At 68.4% G+C, this 20,068-nt stretch carries 20 protein-coding genes; 10 read left to right on the top strand and 10 right to left on the bottom strand.

Annotated elements, in window-relative coordinates; all coding sequences use genetic code 11:
• Positions 1-17: 17 nt before the first annotated feature.
• From GH660_RS12700 to recA, 8 genes are read right to left on the bottom strand one after another with little or no spacing between them, the layout of a single operon-like run.
• The gene (locus GH660_RS12700; RefSeq protein WP_153147037.1) at positions 18-374 is read right to left on the bottom strand and encodes a PsiF family protein; all 357 of its coding nucleotides are present in this window, start codon (positions 372-374) and stop codon (positions 18-20) included.
• Between the two features lie 51 nt (positions 375-425).
• A complete protein-coding gene (gene hprK, locus GH660_RS12695; protein WP_153147036.1) occupies positions 426-1,364 on the bottom strand; it encodes an HPr(Ser) kinase/phosphatase in 939 nt (312 codons plus the stop codon).
• A gap of 8 nt (positions 1,365-1,372) precedes the next feature.
• The gene (gene ptsN, locus GH660_RS12690) at positions 1,373-1,819 is read right to left on the bottom strand and encodes a PTS IIA-like nitrogen regulatory protein PtsN (RefSeq protein ID WP_153147035.1); all 447 of its coding nucleotides are present in this window, start codon (positions 1,817-1,819) and stop codon (positions 1,373-1,375) included.
• Positions 1,820-1,869: 50 nt separating this feature from the next.
• Positions 1,870-2,193: a ribosome-associated translation inhibitor RaiA gene (raiA, locus tag GH660_RS12685; protein WP_153147034.1), complete on the bottom strand. Its 324-nt coding sequence runs from the start codon at positions 2,191-2,193 to the stop codon at positions 1,870-1,872.
• A 14-nt stretch (positions 2,194-2,207) separates the two neighbouring features.
• The gene (locus GH660_RS12680; RefSeq protein WP_153147033.1) at positions 2,208-3,677 is read right to left on the bottom strand and encodes an RNA polymerase factor sigma-54; all 1,470 of its coding nucleotides are present in this window, start codon (positions 3,675-3,677) and stop codon (positions 2,208-2,210) included.
• Positions 3,678-3,702: 25 nt separating this feature from the next.
• Positions 3,703-4,440, bottom strand: a complete 738-nt coding sequence (gene lptB / locus GH660_RS12675) for an LPS export ABC transporter ATP-binding protein (protein ID WP_153147032.1) — start codon at positions 4,438-4,440, stop codon at positions 3,703-3,705.
• The gene (gene recX / locus GH660_RS12670) at positions 4,437-4,880 is read right to left on the bottom strand and encodes a recombination regulator RecX (RefSeq protein WP_153147031.1); all 444 of its coding nucleotides are present in this window, start codon (positions 4,878-4,880) and stop codon (positions 4,437-4,439) included. The genes lptB and recX overlap by 4 nt, the downstream gene beginning before the upstream one ends.
• Entirely contained in the window at positions 4,873-5,901 is a 1,029-nt protein-coding gene (gene recA / locus GH660_RS12665) for a recombinase RecA (protein ID WP_153147030.1), read from the bottom strand. The genes recX and recA overlap by 8 nt, the downstream gene beginning before the upstream one ends.
• 326 nt (positions 5,902-6,227) lie before the next feature.
• Here recA and GH660_RS12660 point away from each other — a divergent pair, with 326 nt between their 5' ends.
• From GH660_RS12660 to GH660_RS12650, 3 genes are read left to right on the top strand one after another with little or no spacing between them, the layout of a single operon-like run.
• Positions 6,228-7,724 (top strand): sodium:solute symporter family protein, encoded by a 1,497-nt coding sequence (locus GH660_RS12660; protein ID WP_153147029.1) that lies wholly within the window; start codon positions 6,228-6,230, stop codon positions 7,722-7,724.
• Positions 7,725-7,738: 14 nt separating this feature from the next.
• A complete protein-coding gene (locus tag GH660_RS12655; RefSeq protein ID WP_153147028.1) occupies positions 7,739-8,791 on the top strand; it encodes a VanZ family protein in 1,053 nt (350 codons plus the stop codon).
• The gene (locus tag GH660_RS12650) at positions 8,740-11,454 is read left to right on the top strand and encodes an HAD-IC family P-type ATPase (RefSeq protein ID WP_153147027.1); all 2,715 of its coding nucleotides are present in this window, start codon (positions 8,740-8,742) and stop codon (positions 11,452-11,454) included. Before GH660_RS12655 ends, GH660_RS12650 begins: the two co-directional genes overlap by 52 nt.
• A 674-nt stretch (positions 11,455-12,128) precedes the next feature.
• Here GH660_RS12650 and gltS read toward each other — a convergent pair.
• Positions 12,129-13,331, bottom strand: coding sequence for a sodium/glutamate symporter (gene gltS / locus GH660_RS12645; RefSeq protein ID WP_153147026.1), 1,203 nt, complete (start codon positions 13,329-13,331; stop codon positions 12,129-12,131).
• 87 nt (positions 13,332-13,418) lie between these two features.
• Between gltS and GH660_RS12640 the strand changes: the two genes are divergently transcribed.
• The 7 genes from GH660_RS12640 to dsbD all read left to right on the top strand — a co-directional run bounded on the left by GH660_RS12640 (position 13,419) and on the right by dsbD (position 19,358).
• Complete coding sequence (locus tag GH660_RS12640) at positions 13,419-13,727, top strand: ferredoxin (RefSeq protein WP_153147025.1); 309 nt, start codon at positions 13,419-13,421, stop codon at positions 13,725-13,727.
• Complete coding sequence (locus GH660_RS12635) at positions 13,724-14,362, top strand: alpha/beta hydrolase (RefSeq protein WP_153147024.1); 639 nt, start codon at positions 13,724-13,726, stop codon at positions 14,360-14,362. Before GH660_RS12640 ends, GH660_RS12635 begins: the two co-directional genes overlap by 4 nt.
• Positions 14,350-15,267: an ATP-binding cassette domain-containing protein gene (locus GH660_RS12630; RefSeq protein WP_153147023.1), complete on the top strand. Its 918-nt coding sequence runs from the start codon at positions 14,350-14,352 to the stop codon at positions 15,265-15,267. The genes GH660_RS12635 and GH660_RS12630 overlap by 13 nt, the downstream gene beginning before the upstream one ends.
• A gap of 104 nt (positions 15,268-15,371) precedes the next feature.
• Positions 15,372-16,466 carry a hypothetical protein gene (locus tag GH660_RS12625; RefSeq protein WP_228276488.1) on the top strand — a complete coding sequence of 365 codons (1,095 nt, stop codon included), beginning with the start codon at positions 15,372-15,374 and terminating at the stop codon, positions 16,464-16,466.
• 28 nt (positions 16,467-16,494) lie between these two features.
• A complete protein-coding gene (locus GH660_RS12620; protein ID WP_153147022.1) occupies positions 16,495-17,274 on the top strand; it encodes an ABC transporter permease in 780 nt (259 codons plus the stop codon).
• A 9-nt stretch (positions 17,275-17,283) separates the two neighbouring features.
• On the top strand, positions 17,284-17,604 hold the full coding sequence (cutA, locus tag GH660_RS12615) for a divalent-cation tolerance protein CutA (RefSeq protein ID WP_153147021.1): 321 nt from the start codon (positions 17,284-17,286) through the stop codon (positions 17,602-17,604).
• 2 nt (positions 17,605-17,606) lie between these two features.
• Entirely contained in the window at positions 17,607-19,358 is a 1,752-nt protein-coding gene (gene dsbD, locus GH660_RS12610) for a protein-disulfide reductase DsbD (RefSeq protein ID WP_153147144.1), read from the top strand.
• Here the strand turns inward: dsbD and GH660_RS12605 are convergent.
• Positions 19,330-20,067, bottom strand: coding sequence for a phosphatase PAP2 family protein (locus GH660_RS12605; RefSeq protein WP_228276487.1), 738 nt, complete (start codon positions 20,065-20,067; stop codon positions 19,330-19,332). The two genes, dsbD and GH660_RS12605, sit on opposite strands and share 29 nt — an antisense overlap.
• Position 20,068 lies beyond the last annotated feature (1 nt).

Below are 20,068 nucleotides of genomic sequence, written 5' to 3'. Positions count from 1 at the left end.
CCGGAAATCGCCGAAATTCAGTTGGCTGCCTGGGCGTCGGCCACGCACTTCTTGATGAAGCTGCTCTTGGCGGCGCCGGCCAGCTTCTTCTCGGCAGCCGCCGCCTCGCAGGCGGCACCGGCCTGGCTGCCCTTGGCGTCAGCCTCGCACTTCTTGATGAAACTGCTGCGCGCCGCGCCGGCCAGCTTCTTCTGGTCGGCCGTGGCCTCGCAGGCACTGCCGGAACCCTGGGCGTCCGCCAGGCATTTCTTCATGAAGCTGGTCTTGGCGGCACCGGCCAGCTTTTTCTCGGCGGCCTTCGCCTCGCAGTCGTCGGCGGCGTACACGGAAGTGGCGGCAAAAGCCGCAAGCAATACGGCAATCAAGGTCTTCATGGTTTGTCCCCTCGGTGGTGAATGATCAAAGGCCAGCGCACTATCTGGCATTCAGGCGTCATCGTCAAGCATCATGCGCTGCTGGCGATCCATGAAATCCTGCATGCTGTCGATGCCACGCAGCTGCAGGATGGTATTGCGCACCGCCGCCTCGAGCAGCACCGCGAGGTTGCGCCCGGCGGCCACCGGAATCACCACCTTGCGCACCGGCACCCCGAGCACTTCCTGGGTCTGCGCGTCGAGCGGCAGGCGCGGGGCATCGCCGCTGCTGGCGGTCTTCTGCAGGTGGACGATCAGCTTGAGCTTCATCTTGCGACGCGAGGCGGTCTCGCCGAAGATGGTGCGAATGTTGAGCAGGCCGAGACCGCGCACCTCGAGAAAATCGCGCAGCATGCCGGGGCAGCGGCCCTCGACCGTCGCCGGCGCGATGCGGCCCATTTCGACGACGTCGTCGGCCACCAGGCCGTGACCGCGGGAAATCAGCTCGAGCGCCAGTTCGGACTTGCCGACGCCGGAATCGCCGGTGATCAACACCCCCATGCCGAGCACGTCCATGAACACGCCATGCAGGTTGACGGTATCGGCGAGGCGGGCGGAAAGGTAGATGCGCAGCAGGTCGATCACCGCCGAGCACGGCCTGGGCGACAGGATGACCGGCGTGTCGCTGGCCGCGCAGGCGGCGAGCATGACCTCGGGCGGCTTCAGCCCGTCGGCAATGATGACCGCCGGCGGCTCGGCCTGCAGCAATTCCTGAAAGAGCTGTCCGAAGCGGCGCTCGCCGATGCGCATGACCCATTCGTATTCGGCCTGGCCCATGACCTGCAGGCGCTCGGGGTGGATCACGTTGATATGGCCGACGACATCTGCCCCGTAATTGCTGGACAGCTTGATTTCGATCCGGCGGTCGATGCGCTGCCCGACCACCCAGTTGAGCATCAGCTTTTCGCGGTTGTCCTCGTAAAGCTGGATCAGGCTGATGTGGCGCGCCACGGGGAAATTCAGGACCGGAAGAGGGCGACGATGGCAGCGGAGTCGGGCGCGGCCAGCAGGGCTTCGCGGAAGGGGCGCTCGGAGAAACGCTGGGCCAGCTCGGAGAGGATCTGCAGGTGCTCCTCAGTCGCCTGCTCCGGGACCAGCAGCACGAACAGCAGGTTGACCGGGCGCCCGTCGGGCGAATCGAAGGGCACCGGCGTCGCCAGGCGCAGGAAGGCACCGGCCGCGTGCTTGAGACCCTTGATGCGGCCGTGGGGAATGGCGATGCCCTGGCCGAGGCCGGTGGAGCCGAGTTTTTCACGGGCGAACAGGCTGTCGAAGACAACCGAGCGGGCAAGGCCGAGATGGCTCTCGAAGAGCATGCCGGCTTGCTCGAAGACCCGTTTCTTGCTGCTGGCGTCGAGGTCGAGAAGCACCTGCGAGGCCGACAGGATGTTGGTCAATGGGTTCATAGGGGACAAAAAACAAGGCCGCAGCGATCAAGGCTGCGGCCGTTCGGCGATCAGCCGGCGACGTGGTTGGCTACCTTGTCGCCGCGATGGTGGTCCTGCAACTTCTGCTTGTATTTCTGGACCTGGCGATCCAGCTTGTCGAACATCGCATCGATGGCGGCGTAGAGATCGTCACCCGATTCCTCGACATGCATGTCCTTGCCGGGCACATGGACGGTCACTTCGGCCTTCTGCTTCAGCTTTTCAACGGACAGCACGACGTTGACACCGGTAACCTTGTCAAAATGGCGAACCACGGGATCCAGCTTGTTTTCCACGTATTCGCGCAATGCCGGCGTAACTTCGATATGGTGACCAGCGATCTGCAGATTCATTTTTTCTCCTCTCTCTACAGGGTCTTGCGTAAATTGACCGGCGGGATGTTGAGCGACTCGCGGTATTTTGCCACCGTGCGTCGGGCGACAACGATTCCCTGCTGGCCTAGTATTTCGGATAATTGGCTATCCGACAAGGGCTTCTTGCCGTCCTCGGCCCCGATCAGCTGCTTGATCAGGGCGCGGATGGCGGTGGCAGAGCAGGCGCCACCGGTATCGGTGGACACGTGGCTGCCAAAAAAATATTTCAGTTCGAAGATGCCGCGCGGCGTCGCCATGTATTTCTGGCTGGTCACGCGCGACACGGTCGATTCGTGGAGGCCGAGAATGTCGGCGATCTCGCGCAGGACCAGCGGCCGCATCGCCACCTCGCCGTGCTCGAAGAACTGGCGCTGGCGGTCGACGATGGCCTGGGTGACGCGGTGGATGGTCTCGAAACGCTGCTGGACGTTCTTGATCAGCCAGCGTGCTTCCTGCAGCTGGCCGGTCAGGTTGCCGTTGCCCCGGCGCTGGCGCGCCAGCACTTCGGCGTACAGGCGGTTGATGCGCAGCCGCGGGTAGGCGTCGGGGTTGGTGTAGGCCGTCCATTTGCCCTTGATTTTCTTGACGATGACGTCGGGCGTTATGTAGCGCGCCTCGAGCTGCGCAAAGCGGGCGCCGGGCCGCGGGTCGAGGCTGACGATCAGCGCATGCGCCTCCTTCAGGGCTTCGTCGTCGCAGCCGGTCAGCCGCTTGATCTTGACGAAATCGCGCGCGGCCAGCAGTTCGAGATGCTTCTCGACAATCTGCAGGGCCAGCGGACACTGTTCGTCGGCCGGCCGGGCGCGGAGCTGCAGCGCCAGGCATTCCTGCGGACTGCGCGCGCCGATTCCGGTGGGGTCGAAGCTCTGGATGTGGCGCAGGGCGATCTCCAGCTCCTCGGGTTCGATTTCGTACTCCGGCGGCAGGGTTTCCCAGAGCTCTTCGAGGGGCGTCGACAGATAGCCGTCGTCGTCCAGGGCCTCGATCAGGAAGCGCACCAGGCTGCGGTCGCGCTCGGAAAGCTGGGTCATCCCCAGCTGCCAGGTCAGGTGGTCGCGCAGGGTCGGCGTACTGGCGTGGATGTCCTGGGCATCGCTGTCGTCGTCCTCGTCGCGGCCGGCGCCGGTGAAGGTGCCGGCATCGGAGGCCCAGCGGTCGTCATCGACGCCGGTCGGGGTCTCCGGCACGGCCTGTTCGCGCTCGTCGCGCGCCGCCCGGTCGTCCTGGGACTCCTGCTCGCCGCGCTCGGCCGCCTCGCTGCGCGGGGCGTCGAACTGCTGGGCGGCGGCAAAGGATTCGGCCGGCCCTTCGTCGTCGCGTTCCAGCATCGGGTTTTCCAGCAGGTAGCGTTCGATTTCCTGCTGCATCTCGACGGTCGACAGCTGCAGGAGCTTGATCGACTGCTGCAGCTGGGGCGTCAGCGCAAGGTGCTGGGAGAGTTTTAACTGGAGTGCGGGCTTCATCGCTTGTCGGTACGCGGCCTCGGCATCACAGCTTGAAATGCTCGCCGAGATAGACCTTGCGCACGCTTTCATTCTCCACGATTTCGGCCGGCCGTCCAGCGGCCAGCACGTTGCCGGCGTTGATGATGTAGGCGTGGTCGCAGATGCCGAGCGTCTCGCGCACGTTGTGGTCGGTGATCAGGACGCCGATGCCGCGTTCCTTGAGGAAGCGGATGATCTTCTGGATTTCCAGCACGGCGATCGGGTCGACCCCGGCGAACGGCTCGTCGAGCAGGATGAAGCGCGGATTGGTGGCCAGCGCGCGGGCGATTTCCACCCGCCGCCGCTCGCCGCCGGAAAGCGCTGCGGCGTTGATGTGGCGCACATGGTCGACGTGCAGCTCGGCAAGCAGGCCTTCGAGGCGGTCGTTTTCTTCCGCCGGCGGCAGATTCAGCAGCTCCAGCACGGCGCGGATGTTTTCCTCGACGTTCAGCTTGCGGAAGACCGAGGCTTCCTGCGGCAGGTAGGACAGCCCCTGGCGCGCCCGGTTGTGCATCGGCAGATGGGTCAGCCGGGCATCGTCGATATGGACTTCACCACCGTCGGCCGGCACCAGGCCGACGATCATGTAGAAGCAGGTCGTCTTGCCGGCGCCGTTGGGACCGAGCAGGCCGACAACTTCGCCGCTCTTCACCTCGAACGAGACATCCTCGACGACGGTGCGCGCCTTGTATTTCTTGCGCAGGTTGTGCGCGGAAAGGGTCGAGACCCGGGAATCGCTCATTCATCGCCTCCGCGCATCACCTGGCGAATCGCCTCGCCGGAGAAGCCGCGATATTGCAGGAAACGCATCTGTTTGGCCCGCTCTTCGGCGGATTGCGGCACCTGACCGAACTTGCGCGCCCAGATCGCCCGGCAGCGCTCGGTCTCGTCGCCGGCCTCGGGCAGCGCCGCGGCGATGTCGTCGTCGGCGACGCCCTGCTGCTTCAGCTCCTGCCTGAGCCGGGCATTGCCGTAACGGCTGCCGCGCGCGGCGACGCGCTGGCTGGCGTAGCGGTGGTCGGACAGCAGGCGCTCGGCCTGCAGGGCGTCGAGCACCGCATCGAGCAGCTCCGCCGACTCCGCCTGCGCGGCCAACCTGGCCTTCAGCTCGGCCCGGCTGTGATCGCGGCGGGTCAGCAGCCGCAGGGCGGCGACCCGCAGCGCGGCGGACGAATCAGGCATCGACCTTTGCCGCCTTGACCGGCTTGATGACGGTGGTGCTGGCCGCCTCACGGATGCCGGCCTCGATCTCCTGGGCGATTTCCGGATGCGCCTTGAGGAACTCGCGGGCGTTGTCCTTGCCCTGGCCAATCTTTTCGCCCTTGTAGGCGTACCAGGCGCCGGATTTGTCGACCAACTTGTGGGCGACGCCCATTTCGACGATTTCGCCCTGGCGCGAGATGCCCTCGCCGTAGAGGATGTCGAAGATGGCTTCGCGGAAGGGCGGGGAGACCTTGTTCTTGACGACCTTGACCTTGGTTTCGCTGCCGATCACCTCGTCGCCCTTCTTGATCGAGCCGATGCGGCGGATGTCGAGGCGCACCGAGGCGTAGAACTTGAGCGCGTTGCCGCCGGTGGTGGTTTCCGGCGAGCCGAACATGACGCCGATCTTCATGCGGATCTGGTTGATGAAGATGACCAGCGTGTTGGTCTTCTTGATGTTGGCCGTCAGCTTGCGCAGGGCCTGGCTCATCAGGCGGGCGTGCAGGCCGACCATCTGGTCGCCCATTTCGCCTTCGATTTCGGCGCGCGGAGTGAGGGCGGCGACCGAGTCGACGACGATGATGTCGACCGAGCCTGAGCGCACCAGCATGTCGGCGATTTCCAGCGCCTGTTCGCCGGTGTCGGGCTGCGAGATCAGCAGGTCGCCGACATTGACACCGAGCTTCTGGGCGTACTGCGGGTCGAGGGCGTGTTCGGCATCGATGAAGGCGGCGACGCCGCCCAACTTCTGCATTTCGGCGACGACCTGCAGGCACAGCGTGGTCTTGCCCGAGGATTCCGGACCGTAGATCTCGACGACGCGGCCGCGCGGCAGGCCGCCGACGCCGAGCGCGATGTCGAGACCGAGCGAGCCGGTCGACACGACCTGGATGCCTTCGTCGATTTCGGCGTCGCCCATCTTCATGATGGAGCCCTTGCCGAACTGCTTTTCAATCTGTTGCAGCGCCGCTGCGAGCGCCTTCGCCTTGTTGTCGTCCATGGAGGTACCTCGGAAATTTGACGGGATTATGGCACAGGGGCCAGGGGATGGAATAGAAATTGCTGCGGTGCCGGCGCGAATTCCCGACCCGGGTAAAACCGGCAATGGGCAGCGCCAATTACTGTGTATAAACACAGTATAGCGATTCCCGTCGCTTGGCAAGCGCGGGCGGGCACGGATTTCGCCCCTTTTGGCCGGTCGACCGCAGCAGGCCGCCGCTGGCGCCCGCGCCAGGCCGGGACGATGCCGCCGGCAGGCATCGCTGCTGCAGCGCAACAGCCTTATAATTCCCGCGTTTTCAACCCCTTGCCTCCGGGCGGCGCAAGATGCTGATCTGGTTCGTCGTTCTCTACCTGATGCTGTCGATCGGCATCGGCCTCTACGTGGCCACCCGCGTGCATACGGCCAAGGATTTCGCCGTCGCCGGCCGCCACCTGCCGCTGCCGGTCGTCACCGCCACCGTGTTCGCCACCTGGTTCGGCGCCGAGGCGGTGTTCGGCGTCTCCGCCACCTTTGTCAAGGACGGCCTGCGCGGCGTCGTCGCCGATCCCTTCGGCTCGTCGCTGTGCCTGATCATCGCCGGTTTCTTCTTCGCCAAAAAACTCTACAAGCTCAACATCCTGACCCTGGGCGACTATTTCCGCCTGCGCTACAACCGCACCGTGGAAGTGCTGACCACGTTGTGCATCGTCGCCTCCTACCTCGGCTGGGTGTCGGCGCAGATCAAGGCGCTCGGGCTGGTCTTCAACGTCGTCACCAACGGCTTCGTCAACCAGACCGCCGGCATGATCCTCGGCGCCACCATCGTCCTCACCTACACCACCTTCGGCGGCATGCTGTCGGTGGCCATCCTCGATTTCGTCCAGATGGGCGTCATCATGGGCGGCATGCTGTACATCGGCTACATCGTCTCCGGCCTCACCGGCGGGGTGGAACTGGTGGTCAATCACGCCTCGGCTGCCGGCAAGCTCGATTTCTTCCCGCCGCCCGACCCCTGGCAATGGCTGACCTTCCTCGGTGCCTGGATGACCATGATGCTCGGCTCGATCCCGCAGCAGGACGTCTTCCAGCGCATCACCTCGGCGAAGACCGCGACCATCGCGATCTGGGGTTCGATCCTCGGTGGCACCATCTACTTCTGCTTCACCTTCGTTCCGATGTTCATCGCCTATTCGGCAACGCTGATCGATCCCGAGCTGTTCACCGGCCTGCTCGAAAGCGACTCGCAGCTGGTCCTACCGACGCTGGTCCTCCAGCACACACCGGTCTTCGCCCAGGCCATCTTCTTCGGCGCCGTGCTCTCGGCGATCATGAGCTGCTCGTCGGCGACCCTGCTCGCGCCGTCGGTCGCCTTTTCGGAAAACATCGTGCGCGGCTTCTTTCCCGGCATGGGCGACCACCAGTTCCTGCGCGTCATGCGCATCACCATTGTCTGCTTCACCGCCGTCGTCCTTGGCTTCGCGCTCTATTCCAACGCCAGCATCTTCAAGATGGTCGAGAACGCCTACAAGGTGACACTGGCCGGCGCCTTCGTGCCCCTCTTCTTCGGCGCCTTCTGGAAGAGGGCGACGACACAGGGCGCCCTGGCCGCCATTTTCGGCGGCCTCGCCGCGTGGATCCTGGTCGAACTGCTGGTCGGCGAGGCCAGCCTGGTGCCGCCGCAGCTGATCGGGCTGGGCGTCAGCATGCTCGGCATGGTCGCCGGTTCGCTGCTGCCGCAATGGGTCGGCCACGCCACCCCGGCCGCGGACATCCACGCCGCGCTGCACCACCGCGCCGCCGCCGAAACCCACCACGCGGCAGAACACCCGCATCACCACTGACATACAATCGGGCCATGGACTCCCGAGGCCCGGTTCTTCTCGCCCGTTACCTTGCGCTGGCCTGGCTCGGCCTGGTCGTCTATGGCAGCCTGCACCCGTTTTCCGGCTGGCTGGACAAGGGCGTTTCGCCCCTCGCCTTTCTTGAAGGCGGCTGGCCGCGCTACTGGACGGTCTTCGACCTCGCCGCCAATGTCGCGGTCTACGTCCCGCTCGGCTTCTTCCTGACTCTCGCGCTCTACCGCCTGCCGGGCCGCTTCACGGCGCCTGTGCTGGCGGTCGTGCTCGCCGGCGCGGTCAGCTTCGGGCTCGAAACGGCGCAGACCTGGCTGCCGTCGCGCGTGCCGTCGAACGTCGACCTCGCCTGCAACGCCCTCGGCGGCCTGCTCGGCGCGCTCTGGGCGCAACTGGTCGGGCCGCGCATCTTCAACCGCATCGCCGGCCTGCAGGCGCGCCTGATCGCGCCGGTCCCGCACGCCGAACTCGGCCTCACCCTGCTCGGGCTCTGGCTGCTGATCCCGCTCTCGCCGGAAACGCTGCTGTTCGGCGCCGGCGACCTCCGGCAACTGCTCGGCCTGAGCGGCGCCGTGCCGTTCGCCGCCGAGAGCTTCGTCCTCATCGAGGCCAGCATCACCGCCTTCAACGCGCTGGCGGTCGGCCTCATCGTACGCCTGCTGTGCGCGCGCATCGCCTTCGCCTATCTCGCGGTACCGCTCTTCATCCTGCTCGGCCTGCTGGTCCGCACCCTGGCGACGGCGATTCTCGACAGCCCCGGCGACGCCTTCGCGTGGCTGACGCCGGGCGCCCGGATGGGCCTGACGATGGCCGCCATCGGGCTGATTCCCGCCATCGTGCTGCCGGCCACGGCGCGCCTGATGCTGGCGGCGCTGGCCCTGATGGCCGGCGCCATCCTGGTCAACCTGGCGCCGCCCAACCCGTATTCGGCCGCCGCGCTGGCCGTCTGGCGCCAGGGGCACTTCCTCAACTTCAACGGCCTGACCCGCTGGGTGGCGACCCTATGGCCCTTCCTGACCCTGCCCTTCCTGCTGCTGAGCAGCCGCCGGACGTAAACTGGCACGCGCTGGCCCCGGCCGAGGCCGAGGCGCGACTCGGCGTCGGCAGCGGCGCCGGGCTGAGCGAGGTGGAAGCCGCCACGCGCCTGCGCCGGCACGGCCCCAACCGCCTGAGCGAACGGCCGGGCAAGCCGCCCTGGCGGCGCTTCGCCGAGCAGCTGAAACAGCCGCTGGTGCTCGTGCTGATCGCTGCCGGCGGGATCACCGCCGGCCTTGGCGAATGGGTGGACGCCAGCGTCATCCTCGGCGTCGTACTGGTCAATGCCGTCATCGGCTACTGGCAGGAAGCGCGGGCCGAGGGCGCCCTGGCAGCGCTCGCCAGGAGCGTGGCGATGCCGGTCACGGTGCGCCGCGGCGGCCATCGCCGCCGCCTGGCGGCGCACGAGCTGGTGCCCGGCGACGTCGTGCTGCTGGCCGCCGGCGACCGCCTGCCGGCCGACCTGCGGCTCGTGCACGGCCGGGAGCTGCACACCGACGATTCGCTGCTCACCGGCGAATCGCTGCCGATCGCCAAGCACAGCGCGGCGCTGCCCGCCGACACGCCGCTCGCCGAACGCGCCAACATGGCCTGGGCCGGCACCACGGTGGTCGCCGGGCAGGGCACCGGGCTGGTCACCGCCACCGGCGACGCCACCGAGACCGGGCGCATCGCCGACCTGATGGCCGCCGCCCCCGAGCTGGCGACGCCGCTGACGCGCAAGATGGCGACCTTCTCGACGTGGCTGCTGTGGGCCATCGGCGGGCTGGCCGTGCTCACCTTCGGCGTCGGGCTGGCGCGCGGCGAAGCGGCGTTCGACATGTTCATGGCCGCCGTCGCGCTCGCCGTCGGCGCCATTCCCGAGGGCCTGCCGGCGGCGGTCACCGTCACCCTGGCGATCGGCGTCGCGCGCATGGCGCGGCGGCGCGCCATCGTCCGCCGCCTGCCAGCGGTCGAGACGCTGGGCAGCACGACCGTCATCTGTTCCGACAAGACCGGCACGCTGACCGAAAACGCCATGACCGTGCGCGCCCTGGTCGCCGATGGCCGCGTGTGCGCGGTCGCCGGCCACGGCTACCGGCCGGAAGGCGCCATCGACTTCGCCGGCCAGCCGGTGCCGGTCGCCGGCGCCCTGCGCGAGTGCCTGGTCGCCGGCGCCCTGTGCAACGACGCCAGCCTTCGCCACGAGGGCGGCCACTGGAAGATCACCGGCGATCCGACCGAGGCAGCGCTGCTGGTCGCCGCGCGCAAGGGCGGGCTCGACGAGCACACGCTGCGCGCCCTGTACCCGCGCCGCGACGAGCTGCCCTTCGACGCCGGCCGCCAGTTCATGGCCACCGCGCACGCGGCCGACGGCGCATGCGTCGTCTACGTCAAGGGCGCCCTCGAACGCCTGCTGCCGCGCTGCGTCGACCGGCTCGCCGCCGACGGCCGTCCGGCGCCGCTCGACCCGGCCGCCGTCGAGGCCGCCGCGCAGGCGCTGGCCGGCCAGGGGATGCGCGTGCTGCTGCTGGCGCGTGCGGTTTTGGCCCCGGATTCGCCGTTGACCGCAACCGGCATCGACAACCTGACCTTGCTCGGCCTCGTCGGCATGATCGACCCGCCGCGCCCGGCGGCGGTCGCGGCGATCCGCCACTGCCATTCGGCCGGCATCCGGGTCAAGATGATTACCGGCGACCACGCCACGACGGCACTGGCCATCGCCCGCCAGATCGGCATCCCCGGCGAACGGGCGCTGACCGGCCGCGAACTGGCGGCGCTCGACGACGCGGCGCTGGCCACGGCAGCACACGAAATCGACGTCTTCGCCCGCGTCGAACCGGAACAGAAGCTGCGCCTGGTGCGCGCCCTGCAGGAACGCGGCGAGGTGGTGGCGATGACCGGCGACGGGGTCAACGACGCGCCGGCGCTCAAGCAGGCCGACATCGGCATCGCCATGGGGCAGGGCGGCACCGAGGTGGCCAAGGAAGCGGCAGCGATGGTGCTCACCGACGACAACTTCGCCAGCATCGAGGCGGCGGTCGAGGAGGGGCGCGGCGTCTGGGACAACCTGGTCAAATTCATCACGTGGACCCTGCCGACCAATTTCGGCGAGGGGCTGGTCATCGTCGCCGCCATCGTCTTCGGCGCCACGTTGCCGATCACGCCGCTGCAAATTCTCTGGATCAACATGACCACTGCCGTGCTGCTCGGCCTGACGCTGGCCTTCGAGCCGATCGAGCGCGGCATCATGAACCGCCCGCCGCGCCGGCTGGCGACGCCGGTACTCGACGGCGCCCTGATCCGCCGCATCGTGCTGGTCTCGCTGCTCCTGCTCGGCGGCGCCTTCGGCCTCTTCCTGCGCGAACTGGAACAGGGGCACACGCTGGCCGAGGCACGGACGGTCGCGGTCAACGTCTTCGTGCTGGTCGAAATGCTCTACCTGTTCAACTGCCGCTCGCTGACGCGCCCCTTCTGGCAGGTCGGCCTGTTCACCAACCCGTGGTTCTGGGGCGGCTTGACGGCGATGGCCGTCCTCCAGCTGCTGCTCACCTACTGGCCACCGCTCAACGCCGCCTTCCACACGGCGCCGATCGGCATCGCCGAATGGGGCGAAATCTTCGCCTTCGCCTGGCTCTGCGCGCTGATCGTCGGGGTGGAGAAACGCTGGACGGCGTTTCACGTGGAACGTGGGAGGGGATGATTCTGGTTGGCGTTCCGTGCCTAACGCTCGGCTCGGGTCTTCTGAGGCGTCGGGTTCCGCGCCCGACGCGCGGGCGGGTTTCTTGATGCGCTGTTTTCCGCCTTGCCGGCGGGCATACTTTCTTTTGGGTGGCCAAAAGAAAGTAGCCAAAGAAAAGGCCACCCCTGGGTCGGCGCCGGGCAAGCCCGGTACCTTGCGCTACTCGGCAGGCCGGGCGGCTGGCTAAACTCGCCTGCGGCTCAAACAACGCCAGCCGACTGCCCCCGGCCCGCCTGCGTTGCTCAGCGCCTCCCAAGGGGCCCGAAAGACGTCTCGGCTCAAACGGCAATGAAAAAAATCGGCCTGTTGCGGTCGACCACCAAAAATGGGCAAAAATCAAAATCGCTGCGATGCCGGTTCAGCACGGGCGGGTTTTCCGGGCCCCTTGGGAGGTGCCGAGCAACGCAGGCTTGGGCGGAAAAAGGGCGAGCACTGTCTGAGGGCGCAGCCCGAGTTGCGCAGCCCCCGCCCAAGGCGAGTAGCGCAGGGAACCGGCGCAGCCGGCGCCGACCCAGGGTCGCCTTCTTCTTTGCTTACTTCCTTCTTGGCGACGCAAGAAGAAAGTAAGACGCGCGTCAGGCGCGGAAACCGACGCCTCAGAACCCGCCCACGCCTCGGGCACAAAACCCGGCCCTTCAACCCGAAAATACCGGCAACGCCAGAAACAGCTTGATCACAATCGCATTGGCGATGTCGATGAAGAACGCCCCCACCATCGGCACCACCAGGAAGGCCAGGGGCGCCGAGCCGAAGCGGTCGGTCACCGCCTGCATGTTGGCGATCGCCGTCGGCGTCGCCCCCAGCCCGAAGCCGCAATGGCCGGCGGCGATCACCGCCGCGTCGTAATTGCGCCCGAGCACCGGGAAGGTGACGAAGACCGCGTAGGCGACCATCAGCAGCGCCTGCCCGAAGAGCAGGCCGAGCAGCGGCAGAGCCAGCGCCGAGAGTTCCCACAGGCGCAGGGTCATCAGCGCCATGGCCAGGAAGAGGGCGAGCGAGACGTTGCCGAGCACCGACACGGCGCGCTCGAAGACGTCGTACCAGCCGAGTGCGGCGAGGCCGTTGCGCAGCACGACGCCGACGAAGAGGACGCAGACGAAGGCCGGCAGCTCCAGCAGGCTGCCGGCCAGCGCCCGCGCGATGGCCTGCCCGGCGAGCAGGCAGATCGAGATCAGGGCCAGCGTCTCGATCAGCGCCGGCGCGGTGATCAGGCGCACCTCGTGCGGCTTCTCGAAAGTGTTTTCCGGCGGCCCGCCGGCGCCGTCCGCCGGCAGCGCCACCCGGCGCATGAGATGCTTGGCGACCGGCCCGCCCAGGATGCCGCCGAGCACCAGGCCGAAGGTGGCGCAGGCGAGGGCGATTTCGGTCGCCGCGACGACCCCGTGCTGCTCGCTGAACACCCGGCCCCAGGCCACCCCGGTGCCGTGCCCGCCGGAGAGGGCGATCGACCCGGCGAGCAGGCCAAAGAAGGGCGATTGCCCGAGCGCCGTCGCCAGCAGCAGCCCGGTCACGTTCTGCAGCACGAGGAAGCCGAGGACGACGCCGAGAAACACCAGCAGCGGCCGGCCGCCCTTGCGCAGGCTGGCGAGGTCGGCGTTGAGCCCGATGCAGGCGAAGAAGGTGAGCATCAGCGGCGCGCTGAGGTTGGTGTCGAACTGCACCTGGAAATCGAAGCCGCTGCGCAGCGCGAGCATCAGCAGCGCCACCAGCAGGCCGCCGGCCACCGGTTCCGGGATGGTGTAGGCGGACAGCCAGCGCACCCGCGTCACCAGCAGTTGTCCAACCAGCAGCACCGCCGAGGCGGCAACCAGGGTTCCATAGACATCGAGTTCGAGCATGACGATCACAAGCCGGACAAGTTGCCGGTCATTTTCACCCAGTTGGCGGAAGGCGGGAACTATAATTCCTGACCCCAAGGAGGAAAGATGAGCCATTTCAAACATCACGTCTTTTTCTGCTGCAACCAGCGCGAAGCGGGCGAAACCTGCTGCAACGCGCACGGCGCCAGCGAGATGCAGACCTACGCCAAGGACCGCATCGCCCAGCTCAAGATGAAGGGCGCCGGCAAGGTGCGCATCAACAAGGCCGGCTGCCTCGACCGCTGCGACGAGGGCCCGGTCATGGTCATCTACCCGGAAGCCGTCTGGTACACCTATGTCGACAAGGAAGACGTCGAGGAAATCATCCAGGAGCACCTGGTGCATGGCCGCGTCGTGGAGCGCCTGAGGATATGAAAGCCCCGGAAGAGAAAATCCTGATCGACGGCCCGGTCGGCAAGATCGAGGTCATCATGGAGCGCCCGGACGCGCCGAAGGGCATCGCCCTGATCGCCCACCCGCACCCGCTGGGCGGCGGCGCCAACACCAACAAGGTCGCCTACACGCTGGCGCGCACCTTCGTCAGCCTCGGCTACGCCGCCTTCCGCCCCAACTTCCGCGGCGTCGGCGGCACCGAGGGCATCCATGACGAGGGCCGCGGCGAAACCGACGACCTGCTCGCCGTGCTCGAGGACGCCAAGTGCCGCTGCGGCAACATTCCCGTCGCGCTCGCCGGCTTCTCCTTCGGCGCCTACTGCCAGACGCGCGTCGCCAAGCGCCTCGCCGAAGCCGGCCATCCGGCGCAGCGCCTGGTGCTGGTCGGCACCGCCGCCGGCTTCGTCGAGGGCACCCGCCAGTACGACACCGAGGCCGTGCCGCACGACACCATCGTCATCCACGGCTCGGCCGACGAAACGGTGCCGCTGGCCAACGTCTTCGACTGGGCCCATCCGCTCGACCTGCCGGTCGTCGTCGTGCCCGGCGCCGACCACTTCTTCCACCGTCGCCTGCACCTGATCCGCGACATCATCACCCGCGCATGGCGGCACTGAGCGCCGCTGGCCTGCGCAAGACCTACGGCGGCACCGAAGTCGTCGCCGGCCTCTCGTTCGCCGTCGAGGCCGGCCGCTGCTTCGGCCTGCTCGGGCCGAACGGCGCCGGCAAGACGACGACGCTGCGCCTCTGCCTCGGGCTCACCGCGCCCGACGGCGGCACCGTGACGCTCAACGGCCACGCCATTCCGGCCGCGGCGCAGCAGGCGCGGGCGCGGGTCGGCGTCGTGCCGCAGTTCGACAACCTCGACCCCGACTTCACCTGCGCCGAAAACCTGCTCGTCTTCGGCCGCTACTTCGGGCTGGCCGACGCCGACGTGCGCCAGCGCATCCCGCAACTGCTCGACTTCGCCGGGCTGGGCAGCAAGGCCGACGCGCGCATCGCCACCCTTTCCGGCGGCATGAAGCGGCGCCTGACGCTGGCCCGCGCGCTGGTCAACGACCCCGACCTCGTCTTTCTCGACGAGCCGACCACCGGCCTCGACCCGCAGGCCCGCCACCTGATCTGGGAGCGCCTCAAGCAGCTCAAGTCGGCGGGCAAGACGCTGATCCTGACCACCCACTTCATGGACGAGGCCGAGCGCCTGTGCGACACGCTGATCGTCATCGACCACGGGCGCAAGATCGCCGAAGGCAGCCCGCGCGAACTGATCGCCGCGCACATCGAGCCGCAGGTGGTCGAGGTCTACGACGAGGCGGGCGGCGACCTGCCGGCCTTCGTCGCCGCCCACCGCGACCTCGCCGGGCGCGTCGAGACCAGCGGCGAGACGGCCTTCTTCTACTGCGGCGAGCCGCGTCCGCTGCTCGCCCGCCTGGCCGAGGCGCCCGGCCTGCGCTACGTGCATCGCGCCTCGAACCTCGAGGACGTCTTCATCAAGCTCACCGGGCGCGAGCTGCGCGACTGAGCGGCCGCGAAAATCGGCCTTTTGCGGGCGTCGACCGCAACCGGCCGGCCATGGCGATGGTCTAGAATGACATGACCCCAACCCGACCCCGCGGAGGCCACACCATGCAACCCCGTCCCCTGTCCGTCCTGCTGCGCACGCTGTCCCTCCCGCTCGCCGCACTGGCCCTGCCGGCGCTGGCCGCGCCGACCGTCTACGAAATGCGCCTGACGACGCATGCCGGCATGGGTGCCGGCGGCGGCATGGGCGGCATCATGGGCATGCTGTCCGGCGGTGGCGGTGGCAGCAGCGTCAGCCGCAACATGGACCTGCGCCTGACCGCGCCCAGCGACCTGCCGGCCAGTTACCAGGCAGCGCACACCGTGCCGGAGGCCATGCGCATCGGCCCGCAACTGCCGCTCCAGGGCGAGCGGCGGAGCGGCGGCGGCAGCGCTCCCGACGGCGAGCCGGACGGCCGCGTGCTGATCTACTGGGGCTGCTCGCCGACGGTGCCGAAGGGGCAGCCGGAGATCATCGACTTCCGGGCAATGGCCGGCAAGGTGCCGCCCGAGGTCCAGGCGATGGCGCGCCAGGGGCGCAGCCGCGGACGCGGGGCGCCGCCCGATGCGTCGCTGCCGCCGCGCAGCATCGGCTGGCCGGCCGGCGACCAGAATTACCGCGGCATCCCGGACGGCGCCTCGGCCGTCGGCGAGCACGTCGTCAAGGCCAACTTCATGAACGACGATATCCGCTTCAGCCTGACGCCGGCCCTTGACTTCCTCGAACCGATGAACCTCCGCGCCCAGGCGAGCGACCTCAAGGCCGCCATCCCGCTGACCTGGGCCGCCCTCGGCCGCGCCCGCGGCTACGACCTGCAGGCGGTGTCCGCCGGCAACGACAAGGACGTCGTGATGTGGCTGGCGGCACGCAACAAGAGCCCGATGCTGCCAGCCAGCCAGCACGACTGCACCATCCCCGAGGGCATCTTCGCCAAGGGCGAGATGGCGATGCTGACCGGCATCGCGCACGGCCCGGTGCAGGGCTTTTCCTACCCGCCGCAGAAGCCGGGCGAGAAGAAGCCGCTGATCTGGACCGCCACGGTCAACGTCACCGCCTTCGACAGCGTGTTCCTCGGCATGGAAGCGGCCGCCGCCGGCGCCGCCCAGGATGCCGCGACGCCCGGCGTCGGTACCCTGCTGAAGGGCCTGTTCGGGCGATGACCGGCGTCCTGCCCACGCCGCGGACGGCATGCTGAGCGCCGCCGTCCGCCCGCCGGCGGTGCGCTGGTTCCCGGTCTGGCAGCGCAACTTCCTGGTCTGGAAGAAGCTGGCACTGCCGTCCATCCTCGGCAACCTGGCCGACCCGCTGATCTACATGCTCGGCCTCGGCTACGGGCTGGGCGCCATGCTGCCGGAAATCAACGGCCGCTCCTACGTCGCCTTCCTCGCCGCCGGCACGGTGTGCGCCTCGACGATGAACGCCGCCACCTTCGAGGCGCTGTATTCGGCCTTTTCGCGCATGCACGTGCAGAAAACCTGGGACGCCATCCTCAACACGCCGCTCGGGCTGGCCGACGTGGTGGCCGGCGAGCTGTTCTGGGCGGCGACCAAGTCGCTCTTTTCCGGCGCCGCCATCCTCGTCGTCGTCGCCGCGCTCGGGCTGGCCAGCGGCCCGCTGGCACTCTGGGTGCTGCCGGCCATCGTCCTCACCGGACTCGCTTTCGCCGCGCTCGGGCTGATCTGGAACGCGCTGGCGCCGTCCTACGACTTCTTCATGTACTACTTCACGCTGTTCATCACGCCGATGACGCTGATTTCCGGCGTCTTCTTCCCGACCGACCAGCTGCCCGGCTGGCTGGCGACGGTCGGCGGCTGGCTGCCGCTGGCCCAGGGCGTGGCGCTGGTGCGTCCGCTGCTCGCCGGGCAGGTGCCGGCCGATGCCCTGATCCACATCATGGCGCTCCTGGCGACCGCCGGCGTAGCCTTCGTCATCGCCCTGCGCCTGACGCGCCGCCGCCTGCTCAAGTAAAATCCGCCGATGCACCAGACCCTGCTCGTCATCGCCAACTGCCCGGACGAAGAAACCGCCAACGCCATTGCGCTCGCCGCCGTCGAGGCCCGCCTGGCCGCCTGCGTCAACATCCTGCCGCGCGTCCAGTCCGTCTACCGCTGGCAAGGCGCCGTCGAATCGGCGACGGAAATCCCGCTCCTGCTCAAGTCGACCGCAACCAATTACGCGGCCCTCGAAACCCTGATCCGCGAACGCCATCCCTACGACGTGCCGGAGATCATCGCCCTGCCGGTCGAGCGCGGCCTGCCGGCCTACCTGAACTGGGTGGCCGCCGAAACGCTCAAATGATCATGCGCCGCCTGTTCTTCCTCTTCGCCTTGCTCGTTTCGCTCGTCCACGCCGACGAATTCCTCGACCCGGCCGTCGCCTTCAAGCCGAGCGCGCGCGCCCTCGACGCGCAGACCATCGAGGTCGCCTTCGCCATCGCCAAGGGCTACTACCTCTACCGCGACAAGTTCCGCTTCGCCGTCGACGGCGAGAGCGTGACGCTCGGCTCTCCGGTCTTTCCCCGCGGCAAGGAAAAGAACGACGAGAATTTCGGCAAGGTCGAGGTCTTCTACAACAGCGTCGCCATCCGCCTGCCGGTCGAACGCCATGCCTCCGGCACGCTGCCGCTCCGGCTGAACGTCACCTCGCAGGGCTGCGCCGATGCCGGCGTCTGCTATCCGCCGCAGATGCAGACGGTGACGCTGGCGCTGCCCGACCCGGCGAGCACGCCCGCCGCGCCGCCGCCGGCTGCGGTCGACGCCGACGAAAGCGGCAAAATCGCCGGCATCCTGCGCGACGCCGGCTTCTGGGCCAATCTCGCCTTCTTCTTCGTCGCCGGCCTCGGCCTGGCGCTGACGCCCTGCGTGCTGCCGATGATCCCCATCCTCTCCGGCATCATCGCCGGACAGGGGCACAAGGCCTCGCACGCCCGCGGCTTCGCGCTGTCGCTCGCCTACGTGCTCGGCATGGCCGTCACCTACGCCGCCGCCGGCATCGCCGCCGGGCTGACCGGCACGCTGCTCTCGGCCGCCCTGCAGAACGCCTGGGTGCTCGGCGCCTTTGCGCTGGTCTTCGTCGTCCTCTCGTTCTCGATGTTCGGCTTCTACGAACTGCAACTGCCGACCGCGCTGCAGAGCAAGCTGTCGGAAGAATCCGGCCACCTGCGCGGCGGGCGCGGCGTCGGCGTCTTCGCCATGGGCGCCCTGTCGGCGCTGATCGTCGGCCCCTGCGTCGCCGCGCCGCTCGCCGGCGCGCTGCTCTACATCGGCCAGACCGGCGACGCCGTGCTCGGCGGCACGGCGCTGTTCGTCATGGCGCTCGGCATGGGCGCGCCGCTGATCGCCGTCGGCACCGCCGGCGGTTCGCTGCTGCCGAAGACCGGGCCGTGGATGGAGGGCGTCAAGAAGGGCTTCGGCGTGCTGCTGCTGGCCACCGCGATCTGGCTGATCGCGCCGGTCGTCCCGCCGGTCGTGCCGATGCTGGCCTGGGCGGCGCTGCTCATCGTCCCCGCCATCTACCTGCACGCCCTCGACCCGCTGCCGCCGCACGCCCGGGGCTGGCAGCGCTTCTGGAAGGGCGTCGGCATCGTCATGCTGCTGACCGGCGCCGCGCTGCTGATCGGCGCCCTGGCCGGCAGCCGCGACCCGCTGCAGCCGCTGGCCGGCCTGCGCGGCCAGGCGGTGGCGGCGCAGGAAACGAAGCTACCGTTCGAGCCGGTGCGCTCGCTGGCCGAACTCGACGCCCGGCTGGCTGCGGTCGACCGCCCGGTGATGCTCGATTTCTACGCCGACTGGTGCGTCTCGTGCAAGGAAATGGAGAAATTCACCTTCGCCGACCCGGTGGTGCGCGAGAAAATGGCCGGTTTCACGCTGCTCAAGGCCGACGTCACCGCCAACACGGCGGACGACAAGGCGCTGCTCGCCCGCTTCGGGCTCTACGGCCCGCCGGGGATCATCTTCTTCGACCGCGGCGGCCGGGAAATCGCCGGGCTGCGCGTGGTCGGCTTCCAGGAAGCCGCCGTCTTCCTCAAACAGCTGCAGCGCGCGGCCGGCTGAGGCTGCGCAGCGAAAGCGCGGCGAACAGCAGGCCGAAGGCGAGGCCGCCCAGCACGTCGAGAAAGACATGCTGGCGGGTGGCCAGCGTGGACCAGATGATCGCCGCGCACAGTGCCCAGCTCGTCGCCGCCAATGCCCGCGGGGCGCCGATGCCGGCCAGCAGGTGGCCGAGCCAGACCGCCGAGAAGACGGCCGTCGCGACGTGCAGCGAGGGGCAGGCGTTGCCGGCGAGGTCGATGCCCTTGACCAGGGCGATGCCCGGGTAGGCGTTCCAGTCGATGTCGGCGCGCGGCACCGCGGTCGGCCATAGCCAGAAGATCGCCAGGCCGCTCAGGCAGAGGGCCGCCATCCACAGGCCGTAGCCGACCAGCTGGCGGCGGTCGGGCAGGAAGGCCGGCGGCACCGAGACATAGACCCACAGCGCGGCGTAGAAGCCGAAGGCGGCCGGCGTGAAGGGCACCCAGGCGTCGACCGCGGTCAGCGGCATGACCGTCGCCGGAAAGAGGGGGTAGTGCAGGACGCCGAAATAGCCCAGGAAAAACAGCGGCATGAAGGCGGCCGTCCCGCAGGCCTTGAGCGGCCACAGGGTGGTCAGGCGGTTGATCGCCCGGCGCTGCCAGGGCAGGGCGTCGTTCGCCGCTGGCGGGGCCGGCAAAGGCGGCGGGATGGGCATCGGAGAGGGCGGAAATGGCGGCTGGCGACGGGCCATG

The sequence above is a fragment of the Dechloromonas sp. H13 genome (assembly GCF_009469615.1).
Taxonomy (GTDB): domain Bacteria; phylum Pseudomonadota; class Gammaproteobacteria; order Burkholderiales; family Rhodocyclaceae; genus Azonexus.
This window is presented reverse-complemented; position numbering and strand designations above follow the sequence as displayed.